This window comes from Sphingomonas sp. MMS12-HWE2-04 (assembly GCF_044881185.1).
Taxonomy (GTDB): domain Bacteria; phylum Pseudomonadota; class Alphaproteobacteria; order Sphingomonadales; family Sphingomonadaceae; genus Sphingomonas.
In genome coordinates, this window is sequence record NZ_CP173254.1 from 1163216 (window position 1) to 1189675 (window position 26460).

Consider the following 26460-nt stretch of genomic DNA (forward strand, 5'->3'; position numbering starts at 1 on the left):
GGAGAGTCAGCCACCCGAGCGGTGCAATCTGGTGAGAAATTCAGAAACTCAATTTAAACGTCGCGCGCGCGCCATGTTCGCGGGCATTGCCGCCCAGCACGCCGGTGTAACCGATGCGCAGGCTCAGCGTGTCGCTAAGGTCTGCGCTGAGGTTGAGGTTCGCCGCCGCGGCGAACCGGTCGATCTCCGCCGAATGCATGTTGAACGCCTGATCCGGCGCCGCCGTCAGCGCGATGAGCGGGTTTGCGATGCGGTCGCCAAAGGCAGTGCGCAGGCCGATATTGCCGCCCAGAAGGATACCGCCCTTGTCGCCGCCGACCAGCGGAACTTCGCCGCGCACGCCCAGTTCGGCGATGCCGAGCACGTTCTTCTGGCGGTGGACCATCAGCGCCACGGGGTCCGGTTTCTCGGCGAAGCGGCCGAAGCTGACCCGGCTGACGCTGCCGGCCAGATAGGGCTCGACGAACCCATGTGCACCAGCCTCGATCCGATAGCTGAGCTCGGCGAAGGTCTGGAGCATCACGCCGCTCGTCTTGCCGCGCTCGCTGGTGTCGAACCCCGGCACTGCGATCGTGCGCCGTGCCTTCAGGTCGAGCACCGACAGCGTCGCGCCGGTGCGGATGCGCAGGCCGCCGAGTGCCGCGCCGGCATAGAAGCCGCCGCCCGTCCGGTCGATCGTCGCGCGGCTGCCGCGGGCGGAGGCGGGCACGGTGATGCGGGTATATTGCCCCAGCACGCCGGCGCGCCACGACCCTTCCTCGGTCGCATCGCCCGCATCGATGCCCATCAGGAAGCCGGTGCGGTTCACGTCATAGCCGGCGACGTTTCCGTCCGCGTCGACGCTCCCCCAACTGCCGATCGCCTGGCCCCAGCTGCCATTACCGACAAGGCCAAGATCGGCAGCTTCGGCGAGCCGCCCGATCGCCGCTTCACGCACCACCCGCTCGTCTTCCAGCGCTGCACGCGTGGCATCGGCATAGATTTCGCCCGAGAGCTGATCGAGCGCCGCGGGGATCGCTGTCGGCGCCAGGCTGTAGAGCGCGCTGAGCGGCGTCGGATCATAGCCGCCAGTGACGACGGCGGCGTCCAGTCGCGCAATCGTGCTTGTCTGGTTGTAGGTCAGCGGCACGCCGGTGCCGAGCACGGCGGAGAGCTGATTGGCCGCGAGCAGCAACTGCACCTCGTTCGCAGTGTAAATGATCTTCGGGCGATAGGCCAAGCCGAAGCTGGCAAGGTCGGTGGTAGCAAAGGTGCCGCTCAACCCGCCATCGGCGTGGAGGAGCACGAAGCTGCTGTTTATGCCGTAATTGCCACCCAGATTGATCACCTGCAGCGTGCCGGCCAGCTGGGCCGTGCCGGTGGCCTGGATCCGGTCCGCGCCGCCGGCCTGGACCTCGGAGAGGTAGAGCGAGCCGGTCATGAACTGGAAATTGCCCGCGACGTTGAAGGTGCCGACGCTGTTGCCCGGCGCGATCGTCGCACCGCTCTGCAGGACGACGCCGCCCGCCGTGCCGGTGCCGCTCAACGTCGCGCTGTTGCCCACCGTGATGACCGAGCGCGAAAGCAGGCCGTTGAGCGCGAGTCCGCCGGAGAGCAGATTGGTGGCGCCGGCGAAGGTCGCGCTGCTCCCGGTGACGTTCAGCGTGCCGGTTCCGGTCTTGTCGAACAGGCCCGTGCCGGAGAGGCTGCCGGCATAGGTCCCGGCGCCCGCCTGGGCGAACTCCAGCGCACCGTCGATCCGGATATCGCCCTGGAGCGACGCGGTGTCGCCGCGCAGGCGGCCGGTCGAGACCAGCGTGCCGCCGGAATAGCTGTTCGCGCCGGTCAGCGTGGTGGTGCCCGTGCCCGCCTGGACGAAGCCGCCGTTGCCGGAGATTGCATTGGCAAGCGTCACCGCATCGCTGCGGCTGATCGCGAGGATGCCATTGTTGGCGAGCGCGCCAGAGAGCGAGCCGGTGGTGCCGCCGTTGCCGATTTGTAATGTCCCGCCAGCGATCGTCGTGCCGCCGGTGTGCGTCGCTGCCCCGGTGAGCATCAGCGTGCCGGTGCCGTTCTTGGTCAGGCTGCCGGCGCCCGCGATCGTGCCGCCAAAGGACGAATTGCCATTGCTCGCGCCCACGCTGAGCGCGCCGTTGCCCAGGGTTACCGCACCCGAACCGCTAAGCGCGCCGAGCGACACGCCGAAGCCGGCGAGGTTGAAGCTGCCGCCGGTGCCCTGTTGCAGGGTCGTGACCGTCGCGGCACCGCTGAAGGTGACAGCGCCGTTATTGGCGAGGCCGGTGCCGACGGTGCCTGCAAGCAATGCTGTGCCGTTGTTGTTCAGCCCGCCGGCAAGCGCACCGGTGCTGGTGAGCGTGGCGTTGTTCTGGACCACGCCGGCCACGGTGCCGCTATTGGTGAAGGTCCCGTCGTTCTGCACCGCGCCGGTCACGGTGCCGGCATTAGCGAAGCTCGCCTGGTTGACTACGCTGCCGGCGATCGAGGCGCCGGCGAGCAGATTGAGCGCCCCTGCCGAGACCGTGGTAGTGCCGGTATAGCTGTTCCCCCCGCCCAGGCTGAGCGTGCCGGTGCCGGTCTTGGTCAGTCCACCAGTGCCGGAGATAGTAGCGTTGATCGTGGCGCCCAGGCCGGTGGAGACATCGACCACGGAGAAGCCGCCCGTCGTCGACAACCCGTCAGCCGCGGCCGCCGCCGTGATCGTATAGCCGCCTGTGGTGAAGCGCAGCTCCTGGAAAGCCTGTATTCCCTGCACGGTCACCGCGCCACCCGAGGCACCGCCGAACACCGCGACCTGGCTGCGCCAGCTGTCGTTGACGCCATAGCCGGTCGGTGCGGTCCAGTTGGTGCTGGTGCCGCTCCAGATGCCAGCGCCCCCATCGCCGCCCGTGGCGGTGGACCCGCCGGCCAGGTCGCTGCCATCCCAATATTGGATCGCCTGGGGGCTGCTGGAGAATAGGATGTTCACCTGGCCCGCGATGTTGGTGCGCAAGGTCGGCGTATAGCCTGCGGGCAGCGCGCCGAGGTTCAAACCGTTGTTTGTCAGCGATCCGCCATAGTTGAACAGCCGGTAATAGCCTTCACCGAAGCCGGCGAGTGCAGTCACGTTGAGCGTGCCGTCGAGCGTCAGATCCCCGCCGACATTGACCAGATCGTTGACGCCGCCGCCAACCACACCGGGCTGGCTCAGCTCATAGTTGAGGGTGGTGGCCGCCCCCAGCGTCAGGTTGCCGGCGATGTCGAGGGTGCCGGGGCTGTTGCCCGGATTGAGCGAGGCATTGCCGAAGCTGACATTGCCATGGAACGTGCCGCTGCCACCGAGCACGCCACCGTCGAGCGTCAGGTTGGCATTGTTTGCGACAACGTCACCGAAATCGCCGTTAAGCGCGAGCCGGCCGCTGCTGACGGTCACCGAGCCCGTGAAGTTCTGCGTTGCGCTATTCGAGGCCGACAGGGTCAACGTAGCGCCTGTGGAGACGTTCACGCCGATCTGGCCATTGCCCGAGATCACGCCAGCATAGGTATAGTTGCCGCCATTGGCGAAGTTGAGCGTCGAGCCTGTGGATTCGAGCGTCACGGCGCCGCTTCCCGGCGTTCCTTCTGCGATATTGAGCGTAGCACCGCTGCCGATCGCGGTCGCGCCATAGCTGTTGGCGCCGCCCAGCGTGAAACTCGCCGTGCCCGGGCCCGAAACCGCGAAGCGGACATCGCCGCCACTGATCGCGCCGTTCAGCACGGTGCTCGATCCGCCAACGCCTTCAAGCGTGGCAGCGTCACCGATAACCGTGATGGCATTCGCCAATGCCACCGTGCCGCCGTGGTTGCGCAGCGCGGTGCCGTCGGCAAGCTGCACCTGGCCGCTGCCCAGCGCGGAGTTGTTGTCGAAGCCCAGCGTACCGGCCTGGACCTGCGTGCCGCCGCCATAGCTGTTGGTGCCGGTCAGGCTGAGCAGGCCGCTCCCGGACTTGACGACGATTCCGGTATTGCCGGTGATCATGTTGCCGAAGCTGCGGTCGGCAATGCTGTCAAAGGCGAGCGTTGCGCTGTTCGAAATTGCGCCGCCGCCGAGCGTCGCGCCTTCGGCAAGTATCAGCGCGCCGCCGGTGATGACGGTGGTGCCGCCATAGGTGCTGGCACCGCCCAGCGTGAGCGTGCCCGCGCCGGTCTTGGTCAGCCCGCCGCTGCCCGATATCCCGCCGTTGAACGAGGCGTCGAGGGCGTTGTCCACGGTAAGCGTGGCGCCGCCCAACTGGATGTCGCCGCCGCCGTTAAGCCCGCCGATCGTCGTGTCGAAGCCGGCCAGGTCGAGCAGCGAGCCTGTCGCGCCCTGGTAATTGGTGATGCCGGTCACTGTGCCGGTAAGCGTGACGGTCGCGCCGCTCTGGAAGTTGCCCACTTCGCCATTGACCTGGTTCTCGATCAGCGCCGTGGAGAAGTTGCTGATCGAACCGTTGATGATGCCGGTGCTGATGAAGTTGGCAAAGGTCTGGACGTTGCCGTTGATTACGCCGGTACCGTAATTGGTCGCGGTGCCGCCCAGCGATGTCAGGGACCCTATCGCGCCGTAATTGCCGAGGACGCTGAAATTCTGGATGCCGCCTTCGATCACGCCGCTGACGTTGTTGGTCAGCGTGCTGAAGTTGTGGAGCGTGGAGTACGCGGTGATCGTGCCGCTATTCTCGATCGTCGAGAAATTCTGGATCAGATCCGCGCTCAGGCTGCCGGTGCCGCCGACCTGCAGCGTGCCGGCATTGACCTGGGCGAAGGAACTCGGGACGCCGCCGCCATTGCCCAGGGCGATGGAGCCGCTCACGGTCAGCGTGCCGCTGCCATTCTTGGTGAAGGCGGAGGTGCCGCCGTCGGCGCCCGTTATCGTGCCGCCGAAGATGGTAGAGCTGTTATTGTAGCCGGTGTCGAGCCGGCCGCTGCCGAGCGTCACGATGCCGGTGCCGGCAAGCGAGCCGATATGAGTTGAGAAACCGTTGAGGTCGAGCGTGGCGCCTGACGAGATGGTCAGGGCAGTCGGGTCGGCGAGCGCGTTGTCGATACCCAGCCGCAGCGTGCCCGCAGCGATATCCGTCGCGCCACTATAGGCGTTGCGCGCCGAGAGGATCAGCGTGCCGTTGCCGGTCTTGTCGATCCCTGCGCCGCCCTGGATCACCACGCCGATATCGGCGGTAATGCCGCTCGCGATGTCGACGATCGAAAAGCCACCGCTCGTATTCAGCCGTGCGCTGGAATTGATCGGGCGCAGCACATAGCCATCGGTCTCGAAGCGCAGTTCCTGGAAACTCTGCGTGCCCACCACGGTTACGGTGCCGCCGGCGTTTCCCGCGAACACACCGACCTGGCTCTCCCAGCTGTCGTTGATCGCGTAGCCGGTCGGGCTGGTCCAGTTGGTGCCGCTGCCGTTCCAGGTGCCCGCGCCGCCGGTAACGCCGACGGTCGAGCCCATGTCGGCGCCGTCCCAGTATTGCACGGCCTGCGCGCCGCCCAGGCGCAGGTTCACCTGCCCCCCGACATTGGTAAGCACCTGCGCCGACAGGCCGTCGGCGATCGAGCCGATGTCGAGACCGTTATCGGTCAGCGACCCGCCATAGTTGAGCAGGCGGTAATAGCCCGGGCCATAGCCGGCCCCCGACCCGACCGTGTTGAGCGTGCCGTCGAGCGTCAGATTGCCGCCGACCGTGACCAGGTCGTTGCTGGCACCGCCCACCGTGCCCGGCGCGCCGAGCTCGTAATTGAGGATCGTCCCGCTGCCGAGGCTCAGGTTTCCGGCGATGGCGAGCGTACCCGGGCTGTTGCCGGGATTGAGCGCGGCATTGCCGATGGTCACGCTGCCATGGAAGGTCCCGCTCCCGCCCAGCGTGCCGCCGTCGAGCGTCATCCTAGCGGTGTCAGCCAACACGTCGCCGAAGCTGCCGTTGACCACCAGCCTGCCGCTGATCACGTCCACAGCGCCGGTGAAATTGGCAGTCGCGCTGTTCGAGCTGGACAGCGTGACCGAACTGGCCGGATCGGATTCGACGCTGACGAGGCCGGCGCCGATGATCTGGCCAGCGTAGCTGTAATCGGTGGCGTTCTGGAAGACGAGCGAGGCCGGCGTGGTCGGGTCCGATGCGGCGGCGTCGAAGGTGACATTGCCGGTGCCCAGCGTGCCGTCATGAACGATCAACGCGACATTCGGGCCGATCAGCGTCTCGCCATAGCTGTTCGCGCCGTTGAGCCGGAAGATGCTGCCGGCGAAGGGCGCGGAGATGCTGGTGGTGAAGTGGACGGCGCCGCCGCTGATCGCGCCATTGAGGTTGGTGTTCTTGCCGCCGCCGTCGAAGGTGGCCGTGCCGCCCGGCGCGACCTGAATGGCGTTGTCGATAGCGAGCGTGCCGGAGCAGCCGCAACTCGCATTGAGCAGCGTGGTCCCGTTCGCCAGCTTGATCAGGCCGGTACCGGCGGCGAAGTCGCTTCCCAGGCCGAGCGTGCCCGCGGTGACGTTGATCCCGCCGGCGCCTTTGCCTTCCCCGTTGAGGTCTTCGAGCAGCAGCGTGCCCGATCCGGTCTTGGTCAGTTCGCCCTGGAGGTCGAGCGCGCCGATCACATCGAAGGTATAGCCGTCGGTATCGATCGTGCCGCCGCCGGACAGGATCGCGACGTCGCCGGCATAGCTGTTCTCGAGTGCCTTCAGCGCCGCGCCATTGTCGATCTCGACCAATTGGCTGGCGCCGAGGCCGAACTGGTTCACGGCCAGCGTGCCGGCCTGGACGGAAAAGGTGCCGGTATAGGGGCCGGAGACACCGTTGAGACTGTCGCCGCTCAGCGTCAGTGTGCCCGCGCCGAGCTTGGTGACGGTCCCGTTGCCCGCAATGCTGCCGGCGAAGGTGAGGTCGTCCGAACGATTGAAGACCAGCGTGCCGCCGGCCATGACGACCGAACCACTGCCGAGCGATCCGGTGGTGCCGCCGGCGCCCACCTGCAGCGTGCCGGCGGGATTTTGGAGAATGGTGCGGCCGGTGTAGCTGTTATTCGCGGCGAGGATCAGCGTGCCACTGCCGAACTGGCCGAGAAAGCCGTCGCCGGTAACTGCGGTGGCGAGCGTCACCGTGTCCGAGCGGTTGAAGGCGAGCATGCCGAGTGCATCCACGGTGATCGTGCCGGAGCCCAGCGTGCCGGTTGTGCCCCCGTTGCCGACCATCAGCGTGGCGCCGCCGGTGACACGCGTGGTGCCATAGCTGTTGGTGCCGGTGAGATAGGTGGTGCTGCCACCGAGGGTGTCGGCGAAGACAAGGTTGCCGCCGGTGATGTTGCCCGCGAGCAGCGTCTGATACCCACCAGTGTCGAACGTTGCCGTGCTGCCCGACGCGATCTGGATCGCGTTGGCGAGCGTGAGCGTCGTGCAGCCGCACGATGCGTTGAGCAGCGTCGTGCCGTTCGCCAGCTGGATCGTCCCGGTGCCCGCCGCGCCGTCCACAGCAAGGCCAAGCGTACCCGCAGTGACGATTGTTGCCCCGGTATAGCTATTGGTCGCGCTCAGGATCAGCGCGCCTGTGCCGATCTTTTCGATCCCGTGCGTGCCCGCGCTCGACGAGATCACTCCGCTCTGAGTCGCGACGCCGGTGCCGAGCACGGCGAGCCTGGTAGGGTCGGCGGAGAGCAGTATCGCTGCCGCGCTGGTCACATTGCTGATATAGTTGATCACCGCGCCGGAACTGGTGATCGTATTGCCCGAGCCACCTGCCGCGCCGCTCTCGCCGATCGTCATCCGGCCGGAGAGGGCGATGCCGCCGGTCAGATTGTTGTTGCCTAACAGGGTCAGTGTGCTCGTGCTGCCGACACTGAGGGGAAGGTTGGAGGTGATCGCGCCGCCGGCGCTGCCGAAGGTGACCGACGCGCCGGGACTGATGGCCAGCACGCCGCTGCCGGACGCACTGACCGTCCCTGTTCCTCTGATCGCGCGGCTCAGGTTCAGGGTCTGGTTGCCAATGTCGAGCGTGCCGCCGTTGAGCGTAATGTCGCCAGTGCTCAGCGCATTGGCGCTGCCCATGGTGAGCGTGCCGCCGCGGATCTCCGTGCCCCCCGCGTAGCTGTTATTGCCGCTTAGCGTCAGGTTGCCGATGCTGCTCTTGATCAGCCTGCCCACACCCAGAATGTCGTTGGACAGCACCTGGTCGTTACCCTGTACGAATTCGAGGCTGGTGCCGGCGATCTCGATCCCGCCGACCAAGCCCCAGCCGCTGGCAAGCGCGATCTGGTTGGTGCCTCCCAGTCGCATCGCGAGGGCGCGGGACACGCCATCGCCACCTAGACCGCCGCCGACGGTGGCGTGGAGAACGATGGCCACGTTGCTGCCGATCAGGCCGATACCGCCGGCACCGTTGCTGCCATTGGCGCAGCAGCCGGAGGCGACGAAGTTGCCTGCCGCGCCGCCATTGCCGCCGGTGACTGCGCCGCTGATCGAGACGGTGGCGCCGGTGCCTGTGAGCAGCAGGCCGATGCCGCCATCGCCGCCGCTGCCGCCGTAGAAATAGCCATAGCCGCCATTGCCGCCATTGCCGGCGGTGATCGCGTTGTTGAAGAAGATCGTCCCGGTGCCGGTCGAGACTGCGCCATAGCCGCCAGCGCCGCCGCCGCCGCCATCGCCGTCGCTCGAACCACCGCCATTGCCGCCCTTGCCGCCGGTAACCGCGGTGCCCGGCGCGCCGGACAGCACGGCTCCATGCGCGCCGCCGCCTCCGCCGCTCGCCCGGCTGCCGATCCCGCCGCCGACACCGTCGCCGCCCGATGCGCCCGCCGTCGCGCCGCCGGTGCCGCCCGCGCTGCCATCGGAGGCGTTGCCGCCGGCACCTCCGGTCACGCCGGCACCGCCGCCGCCCGCGCCTTCATAGCTCTCGCTGGTCACGCCGCCCGCGCCGCCCGCGCCGGTGGAACTGCTCGTGCCGCCCGCCGGTGATCCGCCGGAATTGCCCTGTCCGCCTCGACCGCCATGCGTGTCCTGCGCTACAGCTGGCACCGCGAGAAGGATCGTCGCGGCCAGGCCCCCGATCAGTGCTGTCGCCGAGAGATGGCGCCGGATCAGCCGATTGAGACCATGCGAACGACCGTTGGACTCGCTGCTAATCGCAGACGAGCTGGCAATACCGACCAATTGAATTCCCCCATTTGGCTTCAACAGAGAACGCATTACGAAGCTAAGTTAATATATTATGGCGCGGCCCGATTACCGCCGAGGACAAGATGGGATATGGCGAGTTCGCGCAAAAGCCCGATCGCCAGACCTTCGGCGCGCATTGCTGCGAAGTTGCGGTCGATGCCTACACCAGTGAGGTTCGCATCCGCCGCATGCTTGCGGTGTACGACGCCGGGCGCATCCTCAATGCGATCACTGCGCGCAGCCAGATCATTGACGGGATAGTGATGCGCGCTGGCGCGGCATTGATAAAGGAACTGGCGGTCGACAAGCGCTTCGGCTTCTTCGTCAACCACGATCTCGCCGGATATGAAGTGCCGGTCCATGCCGATATCCCGCACCAGGACACGGTCCACAGCCTGCGCAAGAATTCGTGCTGCAATCTAGTCGAATGCGGCCTGAACGACCAGCAAATCAGGGAAATGCTCGGCATGTCTCCCGAGATCGTGCGCGATTACGGGAAGCGCGCGCGAGCCTTGATGGTGGCTCGGGGCGCTGCCGAGCGCATGATCGGGGGCAAAATTATCTCATTGCCGGGGGCAAACGCTCCGGCTCACCGCATCAAAAAGTGAGGATTTTCAATGCTTGGTGACCCCTACGGGAATCGAACCCGTGCTTCAGCCGTGAAAGGGCCGCGTCCTAACCGCTAGACGAAGGGGCCATGCCGGAGCGTGGAAGCGCCGGTTAGGCAAGGTTTGGCTGCCGGTCAACCCGGGTTGCGTGCAAACTCGCTGTCAAGCGCGAAAAAGATCAGTCTGCCCAGGCCGCATCCTCGATGTGGAGCTCGGCGGCGGGGCGGGCGCCCCAGTCGTCGATCCTGGCGCGGCCGGCAAGCCACAGCTTGCGGTGGCGCGGGGCGGAGAGGAGCGCGGCGCCGAGTTCGGTCTCGGCCTGGCGGAAGGCGACGGCCTTGAGGCTGCGGCCGTCATCGCCGGCGACGATCGCACGAACATGGCCCTTGCCGACGATATCGGCCTTGATCACCGAGACCGGGCCGGCGACGACCCTTGGCGCTGGCCAGCCCATGCCATAGGGACCGCCCGCATCCATTGCGTTGACAAGGTCGGGGGAGACGCCGCCGGCGGTGAGCACCGCATCGAGCAGCAAGGCGCGCTCGCCCATCGCCACCGCGATGCGCTCGGCCAGCCGTTCCTCGAGGAAGGCGGCGAATGCGTCCAATTGATCTTCGGCGATCGTCACGCCGCAGGCCATGGCGTGTCCTCCACCCGCGTGGAGCAGGCCGGCGTCCTTTGCCGCGAGGATTGCTGCGCCTAGGTCGACGCCGGGGATCGAGCGGCCCGAGCCTTTGCCGATTCCGTCCTCATCCAGCGCGATTACGATTGCCGGGCGACCGAACTTCTCCTTGAGCCGGCCCGAGACGATGCCGATCACGCCGGCATGCCAGCCGCGCTGGGCGACGATCGTCACGGCGCGATTGGCCTGGCGCTCGCACAGCGCCTCGGCGGCGAGCTGAACCTCGGCCTCGATCGCGCGGCGCTCTTCGTTGAGCAGGTCGAGCTCCGCAGCGATCGCGCGCGCCTCATCGGGATCGCGCGTGGTGAGCAGGCGCACGCCGAGATCCGAACGGCCGACGCGGCCGCCGGCGTTGATCCGCGGGCCCAGCGCGAAGCCGAGATCGGTGCAGCTCGGTGCGCGGGTGAGGCGGGATGCCTCGATCAGCGCATTCATGCCGATGTTGCGGCGCTGTGCCATCACCTTGAGGCCCTGAGCGACAAAGGCTCGGTTGAGGCCCTTGAGCGAAGCGACATCCGCGACGGTGCCGAGCGCGACGAGATCGAGCAGATCGAGCAGGCGTGGCTCGGGCCGCGACGCGAAATAGCCGCGGGCGCGCAGCGTGCGGATCAGCGCGGCGCCGAGCAGGAAGGCGACGCCGACTGCGGCGAGATGGCCGTGCGCCGCGCCTTCGCCTTCGTCGAGCCGGTTGGGATTGATCAGCGCGAGCGCCTCGGGAAGCTCGGCGGCGCACTTATGGTGATCGCAGACGATGACTTCGGCACCGGCGGCCTTGGCCATTGCCAGCGCCTCGAACGCCTGGGCGCCGCAATCGACGGTGACGATGAGCTGCGCGCCCTCGGCATGGAGGCGGACCAGCGCCTCGCCCGAAGGACCATAGCCCTCCATCAGGCGATCGGGAATATAGGGACGCGCCTCGACCCCGAGATCGCGCAGCAGCAGGATCAGCAGCGCGGCGGAGGTGGCACCGTCGACGTCATAGTCGCCGAAGATCGCCACGTTCTGGCGCTGCTCGACGGCGTCGGCCATGCGATCGGCGGCCTTGTCCATATCGTTGAAGATCGAGGGGTCGGGCATGAACGCGCGGATGCTGGGCGCGCGATGGTCGTCGAGCGCTTCGCGGGGGCAGCCGCGAGTGAGCAGGAGCTGGGTGACGAGATCGTCCGGCGCGAAGCCGGGATCGCGCGCATCCGCCGCCAGCCCGCGCCAGCGCCAGGGCTGGCCGAGGATCGACCGATCGATATTGAGCAAGGAGGACATCGGGCGACCTTGGCCGCGACGAAGACGGAAGTCGAGCCTCAGGCGGCCGGCGCGTCCTTGCCCTGGGACACATAAGTGGTGATCGCCTCGCGCAGCCAGGCGCCTTCGCGAAACCATTTGGTGACAATGTATTTGGTGCCTTCGAGCACGCGCATGCCCTCGTGGATCGTATCGTAATTGGGCGTGCCGTCTGGGAGCATGTTGTTCCAGATCACCAGCATCCCGCGCTTGGGCTTGAAGCGGATGCCGGCGCGCGGGAACCAGGTGGCGCCGCCTTCGGGAACATTGTTGAGATACGCCATCGCGGTCCAGGTGCGCTGGCCGCCGGTTTCCTTCATCCGCGGCCAATAGGCGCTGCTTTCGTGGAAATAGTCACAATGGGCGCGGAATTGCTGGTCGACGGCGTAGCGCTGGCCCTGGAGCGTCTCGGCATTTTCATGCGGCATGCCGAGCAGGTCGGCGATGCGCGTGTCGATCGCCAGCACCTCGGCGGACCAGCGATGGAGGTCCGAGCTGTCGCTGGTGCGGTATTCGGGATCGTCGCTCATCGCGAGCAGTGTCGAGGGACGCGAGTTTGCGTCGACCAGCGCCATCAATGCGTCGCACTCGGTGTCGCTGAGAAAGTTTTCGTAAGTGTACATCTGCGCTGCATCGACCCTGGCGCGCTTGACGCCCGGGTTGGCGTCGAGCCGCGCCGCGACGTCGCGGCCGATCTTTGCGCGTAGCGGCGAGGGGCCGCCCGAAATCTTGCCTGTTTGCTTGCTCACCTCCGGCGAAATCGCGCGCACGGCGGCGAAAAGCAAGGGGCCCAGCGTTTCCGCCGAGCCCCTGACTTGCTTACCAGAAAATGTCGTTGATCACATCGACCACTTCGCCGGTGTCCACATCGACGAGAAGCGCGTCGTTATAGTAGCGCACCCAGCGATACGGCCCATAGGCTTCGGGCAGGCGGTAGTAGAACGGATCGTTGATCCAATATTGCGGAGCGAACAGCATCTCGCTCAGCGTGTAGCCGATCCCGAAGCGGCGATAGCCATAGCCCCAGCCCGACGGCGCGTAATAACGCGGCAGGCGATAGAGGCTGCGATTGCCGTTGCGGTAGCCCCGCCAGTCATAGCGGCCGTCGTTGCGCCAGCGGTTGTTCCACTGGCCGCCGCGGTCGCCGCGATAGCCGTTGTCGCAATTCCAGCCCGAACTGCCGTTCCAGTCGCGATTGCCGCGGTTCCACTGGCCGCCTCGATCGCCGCGGTTTGCATCGCCACGATACGGGCTGCGGTCGCCGCGGAACTGCTGCGGGCTCTGGCTGCCGCTATTCCACTGGTTACGATCGCCACGCGGCCGCTGCGCACCCTGACCGCCATTCCATTGGTTACGGTCGCCACGGAATTGCTGGCCGCGATTGCCGTTCCAATCGCCGCGCGACTGCTGCGGAACCGCCTGGGCCTGCTGCGCCTGTGGCAGCTGACCCTGGCCGCGCTGGCCCCAATCGCCGCGCGACTGCTGGCCGCCATTCCACTGGCCCCCGCGATTGCCGCCGTTCCATTGGCCGCCGCCGCGATTCCCGCCATTCCACTGGCGCTGCGGCTGCTGCTGCGGGGCAGGGACCGACTGGGTCTGCTGGCCGCCGTTCGACTGGCGCCACGACCCGCGATCCTGGGGCGCGGATTGGCGCTGCTGGCTGGCGCCGTCCGACTGGCCACCGCGACCGCCCCAGCGACCGCCGCGCTCCTGCGCAAGTGCTGCCGGCGGGATCAGGGCCGTTGCGGCGATCACTGCCACGAGCAAGGTCTTCTTCATTTCCCACACTCTCCGCGGGGACACCGGCAAGACGCCGGCTCTCCGATGGTCTCGCTTTTAGTCCGGCCCGTCTGTCCGCATGCTGAATTCGGGTGACAGCCGATTGAAAGGATTCAGTTTTGGCCTTGAGGTGCGGCCGTGTCGGCAGCGGCTGCCGGCTCGGGTGCTTCGTCGGGTGTTTGCGGAATAAGTCCGGCATCTCCCCGTGCGAGGCGTGCCGCCTCGGTGATCGCACCGAGTAGCCGCGGATAGATGCCGCAGCGGCAGATATTGGGGATCCCTGCCTTGATATCGTCTTCGGAAGGATTGCGATTGGTCCGCAGCAGCACGGTGGCGGCCATCACGATTCCGGGGATGCAATAGCCGCATTGCGGCACGTTGGCGGCGAGCAGCGCCTGCTGGACCGGATTGCTGCGGTCCTTGGGCAAGCCCTCGATCGTGGTGACGAAGGTGCCCTCCAGCGCGCCGATCGTCTCCTGGCAGGCGAGGCGGACCCCGCCATCGACATCGACCGTGCACGCGCCGCAATCGCCGGTGCCGCAGCCATATTTGGTGCCGGTGAGGTTCGAGGCATCGCGCAGCGCCCATAGCAGCGGGGTACGCGGATCCATCTTATACTCGACCGGCTGATTGTTGACGGTGAAGCGAGTCATCGCGCCAGCTTAGCGAGAATTTGCGGCTTCCGTCACCCCGGGCTCCGTGGATGAAACACGGCGTTTCCCAAAACGGACGTTGCGCCGTCGCAGAACCGGCACGACATTCGTCGCATGACACTTCCCGCACTCTTCATCCCGCACGGCGGCGGCCCCTGCTTCTTCATGGATCCCAAAGGCGGCCCTGCCGATCCGATGTGGCGGAGCATGCAGGCCTATCTCGCCGGCCGGATCGACACGCTTCCCGAGCGGCCCAAGGCAGTCCTGCTCATTTCCGGCCATTGGGAGGAGGACGAGGTGACGGTCCATGCCGGAAACGGCCAGCCGCTGCTGTTCGACTATTATGGCTTTCCCGAGCACACCTACAAGCTGCGTTGGGACGCGCCGGGGTCGCCCGAGATCGCGGCGCGGACGAAGGCGCTGCTCGAAGGCGCCGGCTTCCCGGTGGGCGAGGAGCACGCGCGCGGCTGGGATCACGGCGTGTTCATTCCGATGATGGTCGCAGTGCCGGGCGCGGACATCCCGCTGGTCCAGCTGTCGCTGCGCAAGGACCTCGATCCGGCCGCACATATCGCGATCGGCCGCGCTTTGGCGCCGCTGCGTGACGAAGGCGTGCTCATCGTCGGATCGGGCATGAGCTTCCACAATCTGCGTGCCCGCGGGCCGCAGGTGACGCCGGTGGCGGACGAATGGGACGCGGCGCTGGTCGACGCGGTCACCGACGCCGATCCGGCACGGCGTGCCGAGCGCGTGGCGGCATGGGACGCGCTGCCGCATGCCCATTTCGCCCACCCGCGCGAGGAGCATCTGCTGCCGCTGATGGTGGCGCTCGGCGCGGGCGGGGAGGGGCCGGCCGTATGCGACTATCGCGACTATGTGATGGGCTGGGCGGTGAGCGGGTTCCGCTTCGGGTAAGGCTGCTGCGCGGGCCGCATCCCGGCTTGGGCGGCGCATTGGGATACAGGGCCGCCGTCTCCACCCGGCCCTAGTCCCGCCAGCTCCGGTCGGTGCGATCGACCAGCCGGACCATGGCGGCGAAGTCCGCAGCGCCGGGACCGCCGGGCACCTGCGCGATGTGAAGATCGCGTTGGTGGACGGCGACGACTTCGTCGGGAACGAGCAGCGGTTCGCCCATGCTCGCGGTGGCGATCTGGATCTCGCAGGCGCGCTGGAGCGCCCAGTGCTTGATGAACGCTTCCGGCACGGTGCGGCCCATCACCAGGATGCCGTGGTTGCGGAGCAGCATGATGCGCTTGTCGCCGAGATTGGCGAGCAGACGCTCGCCTTCCTCATCGCGCACGGTGACGCCCTCGAAATCGTGATAGGCGATTTGGCCGGCGAAATTGCAGGCGTAGAAATTCACCGGGAGCAGACCGCCCTGGACCGACGAAACCGCCATGCCGGCGGTGGTGTGGGTGTGGGCAATGCAGTGCGCGTCGGGCAAATGGCGATGGAACAGCGCATGCTGGACGAACCCGGCGCGGTTGACGCCGTACGGGCTCTCGGAAAGCTTGTTGCCGTCGATATCGATCTTGACGAGGTTCGACGCCTTCACTTCGCTGAAATGCAGCCCGAACGGGTTGATCAGGAAGGCGCCTTCCTCGCCCGGCACCTTGAGCGTGATGTGGTTGTAGATCATCTCCGACCAGCCGAGGTGATCGAACACGCGGTAGCAGGCGGCGAGCTGCTGGCGCGCCTCCCATTCGGCGGCGGACACGCCGAGGCTGTTGCTGTCCTGCTGGAGCGCGGTGGCCATTGGTCCTCTCCTTATGCTTTGGTTGCAATATGCCACGCATGCGCGGTTTCGGGCAACCGGCCGCGGCTTCGGCGGTTGATGCGCAAAGGAGAAAGACCATGGCCCATGACGATCGCCGCATGCACGAAGGCCGCTCGCGCAGCCTGGATGGCCGCGGCCCGCATAAGGAGCTCCCCGACGAAGTCTTCGGGGTCGCGGACCATCTTCGCGAAGGCGACGAGGTGCCGAGCATGGCCGATCGCGCGCAGGACAGCGCGCTGGGCGGACATGTCGGCACGCGTTCGCGCAATATCGAAGGAGAAGGCGATGCCGACGCTGGCTGAGCCGCTCAGCTGAACGCGTAGGGCACCACGCTGCGGCGATCCGAATCGATCGCGATGACCGATCCGGCGGGCGGGAAGGCGCGCTGGTCGCAATCGGCACGCGGGCAGATCCGGCACGATGCCCCGATCGGCGTGGCGGCGCCGCCGAGGCGGAGATCGTCGGCGTAGACGAAGTCGGCGGCGTGCGCCTCTTCGCAACCCAGGGCCACGGCATAGCGTCGCGGCGGGCGGGCATAGCTGCCCGAGGGCTTGACCAGCCCCTTCGCCATCGAGACGTAGCGCGTGCCGTCGGGCATCTCGGCGAGCTGGACGAGGATGCGATCGGGGATCGCCACTGCCTCATGCACCACCCAGAGCGGGCAGGCGCCGCCCAGCGCGGCGAACTGGAGCCGCGTGGCCGAGTGCCGCTTGGTGATGTTGCCGGCCATGTCGACGCGGCAGAAGAACAGCGGCAGGCCCGCCGCGCCGGGGCGCTGGAGCGTGGAGAGCCGATGGCACGCCTGCTCGAAGCTCACCCCGAAGCGCTGGCGCAGGCGATCGACGTCATGACGCACGGCGCGGGCGGCGGCGCGGAACGCCTCGTACGGCATCAGCAGCGCGCCGGCGGCATAATTGGCGAGGCCGACCGACAGCAGCTCGCGCGAGGCGGCGCTCGCCAGCCCCGCGCCGGCGATCACCGCGCGCATCTCTTCGGCGAATTCGTGGCGAACGAGGCGGTGGGCGAGCAGGAAGGCACGGCTTTCGGGCGGCAGGCCGCGGTGCAGCGCGAGCGTGCGCGCGGACGCATCGAAGCGGCTGAGCTCGCTGCCGTCGCCATCAAGCGCCTGGGTGCGGATGCCGTGGCGGTCGTGCAGGCGCGCTTCTAGCGCGGGCGCGCCGTCCAGCGTGACGGCAAGCGCCTCGGCGGCGCAGTCGATCGCGTCGATATAATTGCCCTCGGCCTGAAACCAGTCGCGCACTTCCTCCCAGGGCAGCGGCGCCGCTTCGCTCGAGCCGGTGTCGAAGCGGTCGTCGAGGACGCGAAGCTGCTCGAGGCTGCGGCGATAGGCGTCGTGCACTGCGACGAGGCGGCGCGCGAGCAACGGCTGCTGCTCGACGGCGCGGCGGACATGCGCCTCGTCGAGCCGGTCTTGCGGCACGCTGGTGTCGCCCGAGGCATCGAGCGTGCGGAGCAGCGCCGCCGCCTCGCCGCCACTGCCGAATGCGGCTTCCTCGCCGGGAAAGCTTCGGGCGAGCGCGACGAGCACGAGATCGGTGATCGGGCGGTCGTTATTCTCGATCTGCGAGAGATAGGGCACCGAGATGCCGAGCCGCGCCGCCATCGCCGCCTGGCTGAGCCCAAGGCGGCGGCGCAGGTCGCGCAGGCGGAAGCCCTCGAACAGGCGGCGGCGAGGCGTGGGCATCGCATCGCCATAGTCTGCAAACCTGTCAGCTGCAACTTTACAACATTGCATTTGCGCGGGGGAGCGTGCCCTGTGCAGAAGGCCCGCGCCTTGGGAGAGCCTATGTCGTCGACGATCGAGGAACTGGAGCGCCGCCGTGCCGCTGCCCGTCTGGGCGGGGGCAGAAGCGCATCGATGCCCAGCATGCCAAGGGCAAGCTGACCGCGCGCGAGCGCGTCGAAGTGCTGCTCGATCCGGACTCGTTCGAGGAGCTCGACATGTTCGTCGAGCATAATTGCGTCGATTTCGGGATGGAGAACCAGATCATCCCCGGCGACGGCGTGGTTACGGGATCGGGGACGATCAACGGCCGTCTCGTCTTCGTGTTCAGCCAGGACTTCACTGTGTTCGGCGGCTCGCTTTCGGAGCGCCACGCCCAGCAGATCTGCAAGATCATGGACATGGCGATGAAGGTCGGCGCTCCGGTGATCGGCCTCAACGACAGCGGCGGCGCGCGCATCCAGGAGGGCGTCGCCTCGCTTGGCGGCTATGCCGAGGTGTTCCAGCGCAACGTGCTGGCCAGCGGCGTGGTGCCGCAGCTCTCGCTTATCATGGGGCCCTGCGCAGGCGGGGCCGTCTATTCTCCCGCGATGACCGACTTCATCTTCATGGTGAAGGATTCGTCGTACATGTTCGTCACCGGCCCAGATGTAGTGAAGACCGTTACCAACGAGATCGTCACGCAGGAGGAACTGGGTGGAGCGGTGACGCATACCACGAAGTCGGGGGTCGCTGACGTGGCCTTCGATAACGATATCGAGGCGCTGCTCGCAGCCCGCGACTTCGTGGACTTCTTGCCCGCGTCCAATCGGGAAGCGGTTCCCGAGCGGCCGTGCGACGACCCCTGGGACCGGATCGAGGAGAGCCTCGACACGCTCATCCCGCCGAGCGCCAACCAGCCCTATGATATGCACGAGCTCATCCGGAAGGTGCTCGACGAAGGCGCGTTCTTCGAGCTGCAGCCGAGCCATGCCGGCAACATCCTGATCGGCTTCGGCCGGATCGAGGGCCGCACCGTGGGCGTTGTCGCCAACCAGCCGATGGTGCTGGCCGGCGTGCTCGACATCAATTCCTCGAAGAAGGCGGCGCGGTTCGTGCGCTTCTGCGACGCGTTCGAGATCCCGATCGTGACGTTCGTCGACGTGCCGGGCTTCCTGCCGGGCGTGGGCCAGGAGCATTCGGGGATCATCAAGCACGGCGCCAAGCTGCTCTTCGCCTATGCCGAGGCGACGGTGCCCAAGATCACCGTGATCACGCGCAAAGCCTATGGCGGGGCGTATGACGTGATGGCGTCGAAGCATCTGCGCGGCGACCTGAACTATGCCTGGCCGACCGCCGAGATCGCGGTGATGGGGGCGAAGGGGGCGGTGGAGATCATCTTCCGTGGGCGTACCCGCGAGGAGATCGCCGAGCGCACCGCCGAATATGAGGCGCGCTTCGCCAATCCGTTCGTGGCGGCGAGCAAGGGGTTTATCGACGAAGTGATCACGCCGCATGCCACGCGCAAGCGGGTCGCGCTGGGACTACGGAAACTGCGGGGCAAGCAGCTCGAGAACCCGTGGAAGAAGCATGACAATATTCCACTTTAAGCTGGCGTTGCTTGCGTTCACCAACGTGGCGCAAACAACGCTCGTCGGGCCCGCGACCGCGCCCGCGCGCAACGAACTTGAGCGACTGGTATTGGGGCCGCTCGACGATCGGGAGAAGGTTGCAGATTGGCTTGAATTGCACGCTCGCGACGCCGCCGCACTTCGCAAGGCGATGGCCGAGATCGACTTCGAGCCAGTCCCGTCGCTCGACCCAGCTTGCCGTAATTATGTCTATGCGCGGGTCGTGGGGGAAAAAAGCCTGACGCGCTGGGCCTCAGTAGTGTGGTGCAAGGGACGGCCCTTCGTCTTGCTTAGCGCGGGCTATCCCAACGTACCCGCACCCGCGCGCGGTTCCGACGCGCCCACAACGCCCTTACCTCCGGGGTATCGTCCATGAAGCTCGGTCGCCTCAATCATGTCGGCGTCGCGACGCCTTCGATCGAAGCATCGATTGCGTTCTACCGCGACGTGATGGGCGCGGAGGTGATCCGCGAACCGTTCGACCTGCCCGCGCAGGGCGTGAAGGTATGCTTCGTTGACACGCCCAACACCCAGATCGAGCTGATCGAGCCGCTCGGCGAGGGTTCGCCGATCCACAGCTTCCTCGCCAAGAACCCGGGCGGAGGGCAGCATCATCTATGCTATGAGGTGCCCGACATCCACGAGGCCAAGGCCTGGTTCGAGGCGAAGGGGGCCTTGGTGCTCGGCGAGCCGCGTATCGGGGCGCATGGCACGCCGATCTTCTTCCTCCATCCGCGCGACATGGGCGGGGTGCTCACCGAGATCATGGAGACGCCCAAGGGAGACGGGCATTGATTTACTTCCGGGGTGACGACGGGAAATTGGCATGAGTTTCGAACATATCCTCACCGAGCGGCGCGGCGACGTGCTGGCGATCACGCTCAACCGGCCCGATCGACTCAACGCCGCGCCGCCGGCGATGTTCGACGAGATCCGCGCGGCGCTCGCCGACCTCGCCGGTGCGCGTGCCGTGCTCCTCCTCGGCGCCGGTCGCGCCTTTTGCTCGGGCGCCGATGTCATGAGCGGGGCGCTGGGTGCCGCCGATCCGGGCGCGGCCACCCATGCGGCGCTGACCGACCATTATAATCCGACGCTGGCGGCGATAGCCGAGCTTGGCGTGCCGGTGGTGAGCGCTGTGCGCGGGCCCGCGGCCGGCATCGGCTGCAGCCTCGCGCTCGCTGCCGATTTCTGTGTGGCAAGCAGCACCGCCTATTTCCTCCAGGCCTTCGTCAATATCGGGCTGGTGCCCGATGGCGGGGCGAGCTGGATGCTGCCGCGGATCGTCGGCCGCGCGCGGGCGCTCGAGATGATGTTGCTCGGGGAAAAAATTCCCGCCGACAAGGCGCGCGACTGGGGCATGGTCTACGAAGTCGTCCATGACGACGTTGTCGACAGCGAAGGCTGGCGGCTGGCCGAGCGGCTTGCTTCGGGACCGACGCTGGCGCTGGGCATGATCCGCCGCCAGCTCCATGCCGGCGCTGCCTCGACCTATGCCGAGGCGATGGCCCGCGAAGCCGACAACCAGCGCGCCGCGCGCAGCACGGCCGATGCGGTCGAAGGCGGGATGGCGTTTCTCCAGAAGCGCAAGCCGGAGTTCAAGGGACGGTGACCGACAAGCCCAGCCTGGATGCGTGGGAAGCGCTCGCCGGCAAGGAAGTGAAGGGCCGAGACCTCACCTGGCACACGCCAGAAGGTATCGACGTCAAGCCACTGTATACGAAGGAGGATGTGGAGGGCATCGATCCCGGCTTGCCGGGCTTTGCGCCGTTCACCCGCGGGGTGCGTGCGTCGATGTATGCCGGGCGGCCGTGGACGATCCGCCAATATGCCGGCTTTTCGACCGCCGAGGAATCGAACGCCTTTTATCGCCGCAACCTGGCTGCCGGGCAGAAGGGATTGAGCGTCGCCTTCGACCTCGCCACGCATCGCGGCTATGACAGCGATCATCCGCGCGTCACCGGCGATGTCGGCAAGGCCGGCGTGGCGATCGACAGCGTCGAGGACATGAAGATCCTGTTCGACGGGATTCCGCTCGATCAGATGTCGGTCTCGATGACGATGAACGGTGCGGTGATCCCGATCCTGGCCTTCTTCATCGTCGCGGGCGAGGAGCAGGGCGTCAACAAGAGCCTGCTCGACGGGACCATCCAGAACGATATCCTCAAGGAGTTCATGGTCCGCAATACCTATATCTACCCGCCCGAGCCGAGCATGCGGATCATCTCCGACATTTTTGCATATACCTCGGCCAACATGCCGAAATTCAACAGCATTTCGATTTCCGGCTATCATATGCAGGAGGCCGGGGCGACGCAGGTGCAGGAGCTTGCCTTCACCATCGCCGACGGCATGGAATATGTGAAATACGGCGTTGCCAGCGGTCTGGATATCGACAAGTTCGCAGGACGTTTGAGCTTCTTCTTCGCAATCGGCATGAACTTTTTCATGGAGATCGCGAAGCTGCGCGCGGCGCGGGTGTTGTGGCACCGCGTGATGACCCAGCTCGGCGCGCAGGACGAACGCTCCAAGATGCTGCGCACGCATTGCCAGACCTCGGGCGTCTCGCTGACCGAGCAGGATCCGTACAACAACGTCATCCGCACCACGATCGAGGCGATGGCAGCGATGCTGGGCGGGACGCAGAGCCTGCACACCAATGCGCTCGACGAGGCGATCGCGCTGCCCACCGATTTTTCCGCCCGGATCGCGCGCAACACCCAGATCGTCCTGCAGGAAGAGACTGGGATGACCAAGGTCGTCGATCCGCTGGGCGGCAGCTATTATGTCGAGAGCCTGACCCAGGAACTGGTCGACAAGGCCTGGGAGATCATCGAGCGGGTCGAAGCCGAGGGCGGCATGGCCAAGGCGGTGGCGGCCGGCTGGCCCAAGGCGATGATCGAGCAGGCGGCGGCGGCGACCCAGGCGCGGATCGATCGCGGCGAGCAGGTGATCGTCGGGGTCAACAAATACCGCAAAGATGGCGAGGACCCGATCGACATCCTCGATGTCGACAATCACGCCGTGCGCGAGGCCCAGGTCGCACGGCTGAAGCAACTCCGTGCCAACCGAGACGAGGCGGCATGCATGCGGGCGCTGATGGCACTGCAGAACGCCGCTGCGGGCACCGAGAATTTGCTCGAGCTTGCGGTCGAGGCGGCACGCAGGCGCGCTACCCTTGGCGAAATCAGCGCGGCAATGGAGGCGGGCTTCGGCCGCCACGCGACCGTGCCGACGCCGGTTTCGGGCATCTATGGCGGCGCCTATGCGGGGGACACCCGCTGGGAGGCGCTGAAGGAGGGGGTTGCCGCGACCGAGCGCCGCCTCGGCCGCCGGCCGCGCATGCTCGTTGCCAAGATGGGGCAGGACGGGCATGACCGCGGCGCGAACCTGGTGTCCTCGGCATTCGGCGATCTCGGCTTCGAAGTGGTGCCGGGTCCGCTGTTCCAGACTCCGCAAGAGGCGGCCACGCTGGCGATCGATTCCGATGTCGATGTGGTCGGCGCCTCGAGCCTGGCGGCGGGGCACAAGACGCTGATTCCCGAGCTGATCCACGCGCTGCGCGAGGCGGGGCGCGCCGATATCAAGGTGATTGCGGGTGGCGTGATCCCCGCGCAGGACTATGAGTTCCTCCGCGAAGCCGGCGTGCAGGCGATCTTCGGCCCGGGCACCAATTTGGTGAAGGCGGCTGAAGACGTGCTGCGCCTGCTCGGACACAACATGCCCCCGATGGGAGAGGCTGCAGAATAACTCGTACCGACTGGACACGCGAAGAGATTGCCGCGCTGTTCGACCTTCCGTTCACTGAACTCGTCTTCCGCGCCGGCGAAGTGCATCGCGCGCATCATGCGGCGAACGAAGTGCAGCTCTCCACCTTGCTCTCGATCAAAACCGGCGGCTGCCCCGAGGATTGCGGCTATTGCAGCCAGTCGACCCACGCCGAGACCGGGCTCAAGGCGACCAAGCTGATGGACGTGCGCGCCGTGCTCCAGGCGGCGGCGCAGGCCAAGGACAATGGCTCGTCGCGCTTCTGCATGGGTGCGGCCTGGCGCAATCCCAAGGATCGCGACATGCCCGCCATCGCCGAGATGGTCCGCGGCGTGCGGGGCATGGGGATGGAGACTTGCATGACGCTGGGCATGCTGACGCCCGCGCAGGCCGACATGCTCGCCGATGCCGGGCTCGATTATTACAACCACAATATCGACACTTCGCCCGAGCGCTATGGCGACGTGATCTCCACACGGACGTTCGAGGATCGGCTCGATACGCTCGAGCATGTCCGCGATGCAGGGATCAACGTGTGCTGCGGCGGGATCGTCGGCATGGGCGAGACGCGGCAGGACCGCGTCGGCTTCATCCATGCACTGGCGACGCTGCCCCACCATCCCGAGAGCGTGCCGGTCAATGCGCTGGTGCCGGTGAAGGGCACGGTGCTGGGCGACATGCTGGCGGACACGCCGCTCGCCAAGATCGACGAGATCGAATTCGTGCGGACCGTCGCGGTGGCACGGATCACCATGCCGCAGAGCATGGTCAGGCTCTCGGCCGGGCGCGAAAGCATGAGCGATTCGACCCAGGCATTGTGCTTCCTCGCCGGCGCCAATTCGATTTTCACTGGCGACAAGCTGCTGACCGCGGGCAATGCCGGCGACGACAAGGACGCGGCGCTGTTCGCGCGGCTGGGGATCGTGCCGATGGCGGCGGAAGTGAAGGCGGAACTGGAGGCAGCGGAATGATGATGCTGGCGATGATGCTCGCGGCGGCGAGTGCGCAGGACTGCCGCAATGCGGTGACCCAGTCGGATATGACGCGCTGCGCGATCCGCGACTTCGAGGCGGCCGACGCTGCGCTCAACACGCAGTGGAAGGCGACGCTGGCCTCGGAGCGCAGCGCCGACGCGCGCGTCGCCAAGGATGGCCGGCCGAGCTATGGCGACCAGCTCCTCAAGGCCCAGCGCGCCTGGATCGTCTATCGCGACGAGCATTGTCGCAGCGACGGGTATCGGATGCGCGGTGGCAGCGCCGAGCCGATGCTGGTCGCCGGATGCCGCGCCGCGCTGACCCGCGCACGCACCAAGCAGCTCGCCGCGCTGATCGAGAACCATTGATGTTTAAGAAGATCCTGGTCGCCAATCGCGGCGAGATCGCATGCCGGGTGATGCGCACCGCCAAGAAGATGGGGATCGCCACCGTCGCAGTCTATTCGGATGCTGACGCACGGGCGCCGCATGTGCTGATGGCGGACGAGAGCGTGCGGCTGGGGCCGGCGCCGGCAGCGGAAAGCTATCTCAAGGCCGAGCTGATCCTGCTCGCCGCCGAGGAGACCGGGGCCGATGCGATCCATCCGGGCTATGGCTTCCTTTCCGAGCGCGAGAGCTTCGCCAAGGCCTGTGCCGAGGCGGGGGTGGCGTTCATCGGGCCGCCGCCGAACGCGATCGCGGCGATGGGCGACAAGATCGAATCGAAGAAGCTCGCCAAGGCAGCGGGCGTGAACGTGGTTCCCGGCTTCCTGGGCGAGATCGCCGATACCGACGAGGCGGTGAAGATCGCCGGCGAGATCGGCTATCCGGTGATGATGAAGGCCAGCGCCGGCGGCGGCGGCAAGGGGATGCGGCTGGCCTATGGCGAGCAGGACGTCCGCGACGGCTTCGAGGCGACCAAGCGCGAAGGGCTGGCGAGCTTCGGCGACGACCGGGTGTTCATCGAGAAGTTCATCGAACAGCCGCGCCATATCGAGATCCAGGTGCTAGGCGATCAGCATGGCACCATCCTCTATCTCGGCGAGCGCGAATGCTCGATCCAGCGGCGCCACCAGAAGGTGGTCGAAGAGGCGCCGTCGCCCTTCGTCACTCCGGCGATGCGCAAGGCGATGGGTGAGCAGGCCGTCGCGCTCGCGCGGGCGGTGGGCTATTATTCCGCCGGCACGGTCGAGCTGATCGTCTCCGGCGCCGACAAGACCGGTGCGGGCTTCTACTTTCTCGAGATGAACACCCGCCTCCAGGTCGAGCATCCGGTGACCGAGGAAGTCACCGGGCTCGATCTCGTCGAGCAGATGATCCGGGTGGCGGCGGGCGAGAAGCTCGCCTTCGGCCAGGAGGATGTGACGCTCACCGGCTGGGCGATCGAGAACCGAGTCTATGCCGAGGATCCCTATCGCGGCTTCCTGCCTTCGACTGGCCGGCTGGTGCGCTATCGCCCGCCCGCCGAGGGCAATGGCGTGCGCGTCGACGACGGCGTGACCGAGGGCAGCGAGATCTCGATGTTCTACGATCCGATGATCGCCAAGCTGGTTACCTATGGCGCGACCCGCGACGAGGCGGCGGACAAGCAGGTCGCGGCGCTCGATCGCTTCCGCATCCAGGGAATCGGACATAATATCGATTTCCTTTCCGCGCTGATGCAGCATCCGCGCTTCCGCTCGGGCGCAATCACCACCGGCTTCATCGCCGAGGAATATCCCGAAGGCTTCGAAGGCGCGCCGGCTTCGCCTGCGCTCAAGCGCAAGCTGGCTGCGGCCGCGGCGGTGCTCGATCTCGTCCGCGCCGATCGGGCCGGCGCCATATCGGGCCAGCTCAACGGCACGCCGCCTTCGGCGGGCGAGCGCGTCGTGACGCTGGATGGCGAGCACTTCACGTTGACCGTGCGCGAACAGCCGGGCGTGTATCTGATCGAGGGCGCCGGCGCGCCGATCGAGCTCGTCGGGCACTGGCGGCTCGGCGAGCCGCTATTCGCCGCGCGGATCGACGACGAGCCGCTCACTGTCGCGGTCGAGCGGAGCGGCTATGCCTGGCGGCTGACCGCGCATGGCGCGACGCAACGGGTCGAAGTGCTGCCGCCGCATATCGCGCAATATCGCCACCATATGATCGAGAAGGTGGCGCCCGATCTCTCGCGCTTCCTGCTCGCGCCAATGCCGGGGCTACTCACCCGGCTCCATGTTGCGCCCGGCGACAAGGTCGAGGCGGGGCAGGCACTGGCAGTTGTCGAGGCGATGAAGATGGAGAATATCCTGCGCGCCGAGCGGGCAGGGGTGGTCAAGGCCGCGAACTTCAGCGCCGGCGACAGCCTGGCCGTCGATGCCGCGATCCTGGAGTTCGAATAATCCTCCGCCCATTTCCGCGGTCAGCAATGTAGCGTTCGCAATGCTCGACCGCCTCGTCGAACCGATGTGCCGAGGCGGCCACGAAG

General features: G+C 66.8%; 16 protein-coding genes, 1 tRNA gene and 2 pseudogenes. 11 read left to right on the forward strand and 8 right to left on the reverse strand.

Annotated features, from left to right (window positions below; genetic code table 11):
• Positions 1-40: 40 nt before the first annotated feature.
• Positions 41-9136, reverse strand: a complete 9096-nt coding sequence (locus tag AB2M62_RS05190) for an autotransporter-associated beta strand repeat-containing protein (RefSeq protein WP_404338301.1) — start codon at positions 9134-9136, stop codon at positions 41-43.
• Positions 9137-9201: 65 nt separating this feature from the next.
• On the opposite strand from AB2M62_RS05190, the pseudogene AB2M62_RS05195 reads away from it, so the two are divergent.
• A pseudogene (locus tag AB2M62_RS05195) lies at positions 9202-9531 on the forward strand (molybdopterin cofactor-binding domain-containing protein); the annotation flags it as partial.
• A gap of 233 nt (positions 9532-9764) precedes the next feature.
• Here the strand turns inward: AB2M62_RS05195 and AB2M62_RS05200 are convergent.
• The 5 genes from AB2M62_RS05200 to AB2M62_RS05220 form a co-directional block, all read right to left on the reverse strand.
• A tRNA-Glu gene (locus tag AB2M62_RS05200) sits at positions 9765-9839 on the reverse strand.
• An 89-nt stretch (positions 9840-9928) separates the two neighbouring features.
• Positions 9929-11692 carry a single-stranded-DNA-specific exonuclease RecJ gene (recJ, locus tag AB2M62_RS05205; RefSeq protein WP_404338302.1) on the reverse strand — a complete coding sequence of 588 codons (1764 nt, stop codon included), beginning with the start codon at positions 11690-11692 and terminating at the stop codon, positions 9929-9931.
• Positions 11693-11730: 38 nt separating this feature from the next.
• Positions 11731-12459, reverse strand: coding sequence for a 2OG-Fe(II) oxygenase (locus AB2M62_RS05210; RefSeq protein WP_404338303.1), 729 nt, complete (start codon positions 12457-12459; stop codon positions 11731-11733).
• A gap of 70 nt (positions 12460-12529) precedes the next feature.
• A complete protein-coding gene (locus AB2M62_RS05215; protein ID WP_404338304.1) occupies positions 12530-13489 on the reverse strand; it encodes an RcnB family protein in 960 nt (319 codons plus the stop codon).
• A gap of 113 nt (positions 13490-13602) precedes the next feature.
• Entirely contained in the window at positions 13603-14142 is a 540-nt protein-coding gene (locus AB2M62_RS05220) for a (2Fe-2S)-binding protein (protein WP_404338305.1), read from the reverse strand.
• A 114-nt stretch (positions 14143-14256) separates the two neighbouring features.
• Between AB2M62_RS05220 and AB2M62_RS05225 the strand changes: the two genes are divergently transcribed.
• Complete coding sequence (locus tag AB2M62_RS05225) at positions 14257-15057, forward strand: DODA-type extradiol aromatic ring-opening family dioxygenase (RefSeq protein ID WP_404338306.1); 801 nt, start codon at positions 14257-14259, stop codon at positions 15055-15057.
• Between the two features lie 70 nt (positions 15058-15127).
• On the opposite strand, the gene AB2M62_RS05230 is transcribed toward AB2M62_RS05225, so the two are convergent.
• The gene (locus AB2M62_RS05230) at positions 15128-15898 is read right to left on the reverse strand and encodes a class II aldolase/adducin family protein (RefSeq protein WP_404338307.1); all 771 of its coding nucleotides are present in this window, start codon (positions 15896-15898) and stop codon (positions 15128-15130) included.
• 98 nt (positions 15899-15996) lie between these two features.
• Between AB2M62_RS05230 and AB2M62_RS05235 the strand changes: the two genes are divergently transcribed.
• Positions 15997-16221, forward strand: coding sequence for a hypothetical protein (locus AB2M62_RS05235; RefSeq protein WP_404338308.1), 225 nt, complete (start codon positions 15997-15999; stop codon positions 16219-16221).
• Positions 16222-16226: 5 nt separating this feature from the next.
• On the opposite strand, the gene AB2M62_RS05240 is transcribed toward AB2M62_RS05235, so the two are convergent.
• Positions 16227-17624 (reverse strand): short-chain fatty acyl-CoA regulator family protein, encoded by a 1398-nt coding sequence (locus tag AB2M62_RS05240; protein WP_404338309.1) that lies wholly within the window; start codon positions 17622-17624, stop codon positions 16227-16229.
• Between the two features lie 102 nt (positions 17625-17726).
• Here AB2M62_RS05240 and AB2M62_RS05245 point away from each other — a divergent pair.
• The 8 genes and pseudogenes from AB2M62_RS05245 (at position 17727) to AB2M62_RS05280 (ending at position 26374) form a co-directional block, all read left to right on the forward strand.
• Positions 17727-19252, forward strand: a pseudogene (locus tag AB2M62_RS05245) (acyl-CoA carboxylase subunit beta).
• Positions 19233-19649 carry a hypothetical protein gene (locus AB2M62_RS05250; protein ID WP_404338310.1) on the forward strand — a complete coding sequence of 139 codons (417 nt, stop codon included), beginning with the start codon at positions 19233-19235 and terminating at the stop codon, positions 19647-19649. The pseudogene AB2M62_RS05245 and the gene AB2M62_RS05250 overlap by 20 nt, the downstream one beginning before the upstream one ends.
• Positions 19646-20068: a methylmalonyl-CoA epimerase gene (gene mce, locus AB2M62_RS05255; protein ID WP_404338311.1), complete on the forward strand. Its 423-nt coding sequence runs from the start codon at positions 19646-19648 to the stop codon at positions 20066-20068. Before AB2M62_RS05250 ends, mce begins: the two co-directional genes overlap by 4 nt.
• A gap of 31 nt (positions 20069-20099) precedes the next feature.
• Positions 20100-20882, forward strand: coding sequence for an enoyl-CoA hydratase-related protein (locus tag AB2M62_RS05260; protein ID WP_404338312.1), 783 nt, complete (start codon positions 20100-20102; stop codon positions 20880-20882).
• Positions 20879-23020 carry a methylmalonyl-CoA mutase gene (scpA, locus tag AB2M62_RS05265; protein WP_404338313.1) on the forward strand — a complete coding sequence of 714 codons (2142 nt, stop codon included), beginning with the start codon at positions 20879-20881 and terminating at the stop codon, positions 23018-23020. The genes AB2M62_RS05260 and scpA overlap by 4 nt, the downstream gene beginning before the upstream one ends.
• Complete coding sequence (gene bioB, locus AB2M62_RS05270) at positions 23017-24009, forward strand: biotin synthase BioB (RefSeq protein WP_404339819.1); 993 nt, start codon at positions 23017-23019, stop codon at positions 24007-24009. The genes scpA and bioB overlap by 4 nt, the downstream gene beginning before the upstream one ends.
• Complete coding sequence (locus tag AB2M62_RS05275; RefSeq protein WP_404338314.1) at positions 24006-24380, forward strand: lysozyme inhibitor LprI family protein; 375 nt, start codon at positions 24006-24008, stop codon at positions 24378-24380. The genes bioB and AB2M62_RS05275 overlap by 4 nt, the downstream gene beginning before the upstream one ends.
• Positions 24380-26374 (forward strand): acetyl-CoA carboxylase biotin carboxylase subunit, encoded by a 1995-nt coding sequence (locus AB2M62_RS05280; RefSeq protein ID WP_404338315.1) that lies wholly within the window; start codon positions 24380-24382, stop codon positions 26372-26374. Before AB2M62_RS05275 ends, AB2M62_RS05280 begins: the two co-directional genes overlap by 1 nt.
• The last annotated feature ends 86 nt before the right edge of the window (positions 26375-26460 follow it).

Excerpts from the sequence above, each read along its gene's own strand:
- recJ (WP_404338302.1), bottom strand. The coding sequence starts at position 11,692 with ATGTCCTCCTTGCTCAATATCGATCGGTCGATCCTCGGCCAGCCCTGG.
- AB2M62_RS05250 (WP_404338310.1), top strand. The coding sequence starts at position 19,233 with ATGACAATATTCCACTTTAAGCTGGCGTTGCTTGCGTTCACCAACGTG.
- AB2M62_RS05275 (WP_404338314.1), top strand. The coding sequence starts at position 24,006 with ATGATGATGCTGGCGATGATGCTCGCGGCGGCGAGTGCGCAGGACTGC.
- AB2M62_RS05230 (WP_404338307.1), bottom strand. The coding sequence starts at position 15,898 with ATGGCCACCGCGCTCCAGCAGGACAGCAACAGCCTCGGCGTGTCCGCC.
- AB2M62_RS05225 (WP_404338306.1), top strand. The coding sequence starts at position 14,257 with ATGACACTTCCCGCACTCTTCATCCCGCACGGCGGCGGCCCCTGCTTC.
- mce (WP_404338311.1), top strand. The coding sequence starts at position 19,646 with ATGAAGCTCGGTCGCCTCAATCATGTCGGCGTCGCGACGCCTTCGATC.
- AB2M62_RS05215 (WP_404338304.1), bottom strand. The coding sequence starts at position 13,489 with ATGAAGAAGACCTTGCTCGTGGCAGTGATCGCCGCAACGGCCCTGATC.
- AB2M62_RS05260 (WP_404338312.1), top strand. The coding sequence starts at position 20,100 with ATGAGTTTCGAACATATCCTCACCGAGCGGCGCGGCGACGTGCTGGCG.
- AB2M62_RS05240 (WP_404338309.1), bottom strand. The coding sequence starts at position 17,624 with ATGCCCACGCCTCGCCGCCGCCTGTTCGAGGGCTTCCGCCTGCGCGAC.
- AB2M62_RS05235 (WP_404338308.1), top strand. The coding sequence starts at position 15,997 with ATGGCCCATGACGATCGCCGCATGCACGAAGGCCGCTCGCGCAGCCTG.
- AB2M62_RS05220 (WP_404338305.1), bottom strand. The coding sequence starts at position 14,142 with ATGACTCGCTTCACCGTCAACAATCAGCCGGTCGAGTATAAGATGGAT.
- AB2M62_RS05280 (WP_404338315.1), top strand. The coding sequence starts at position 24,380 with ATGTTTAAGAAGATCCTGGTCGCCAATCGCGGCGAGATCGCATGCCGG.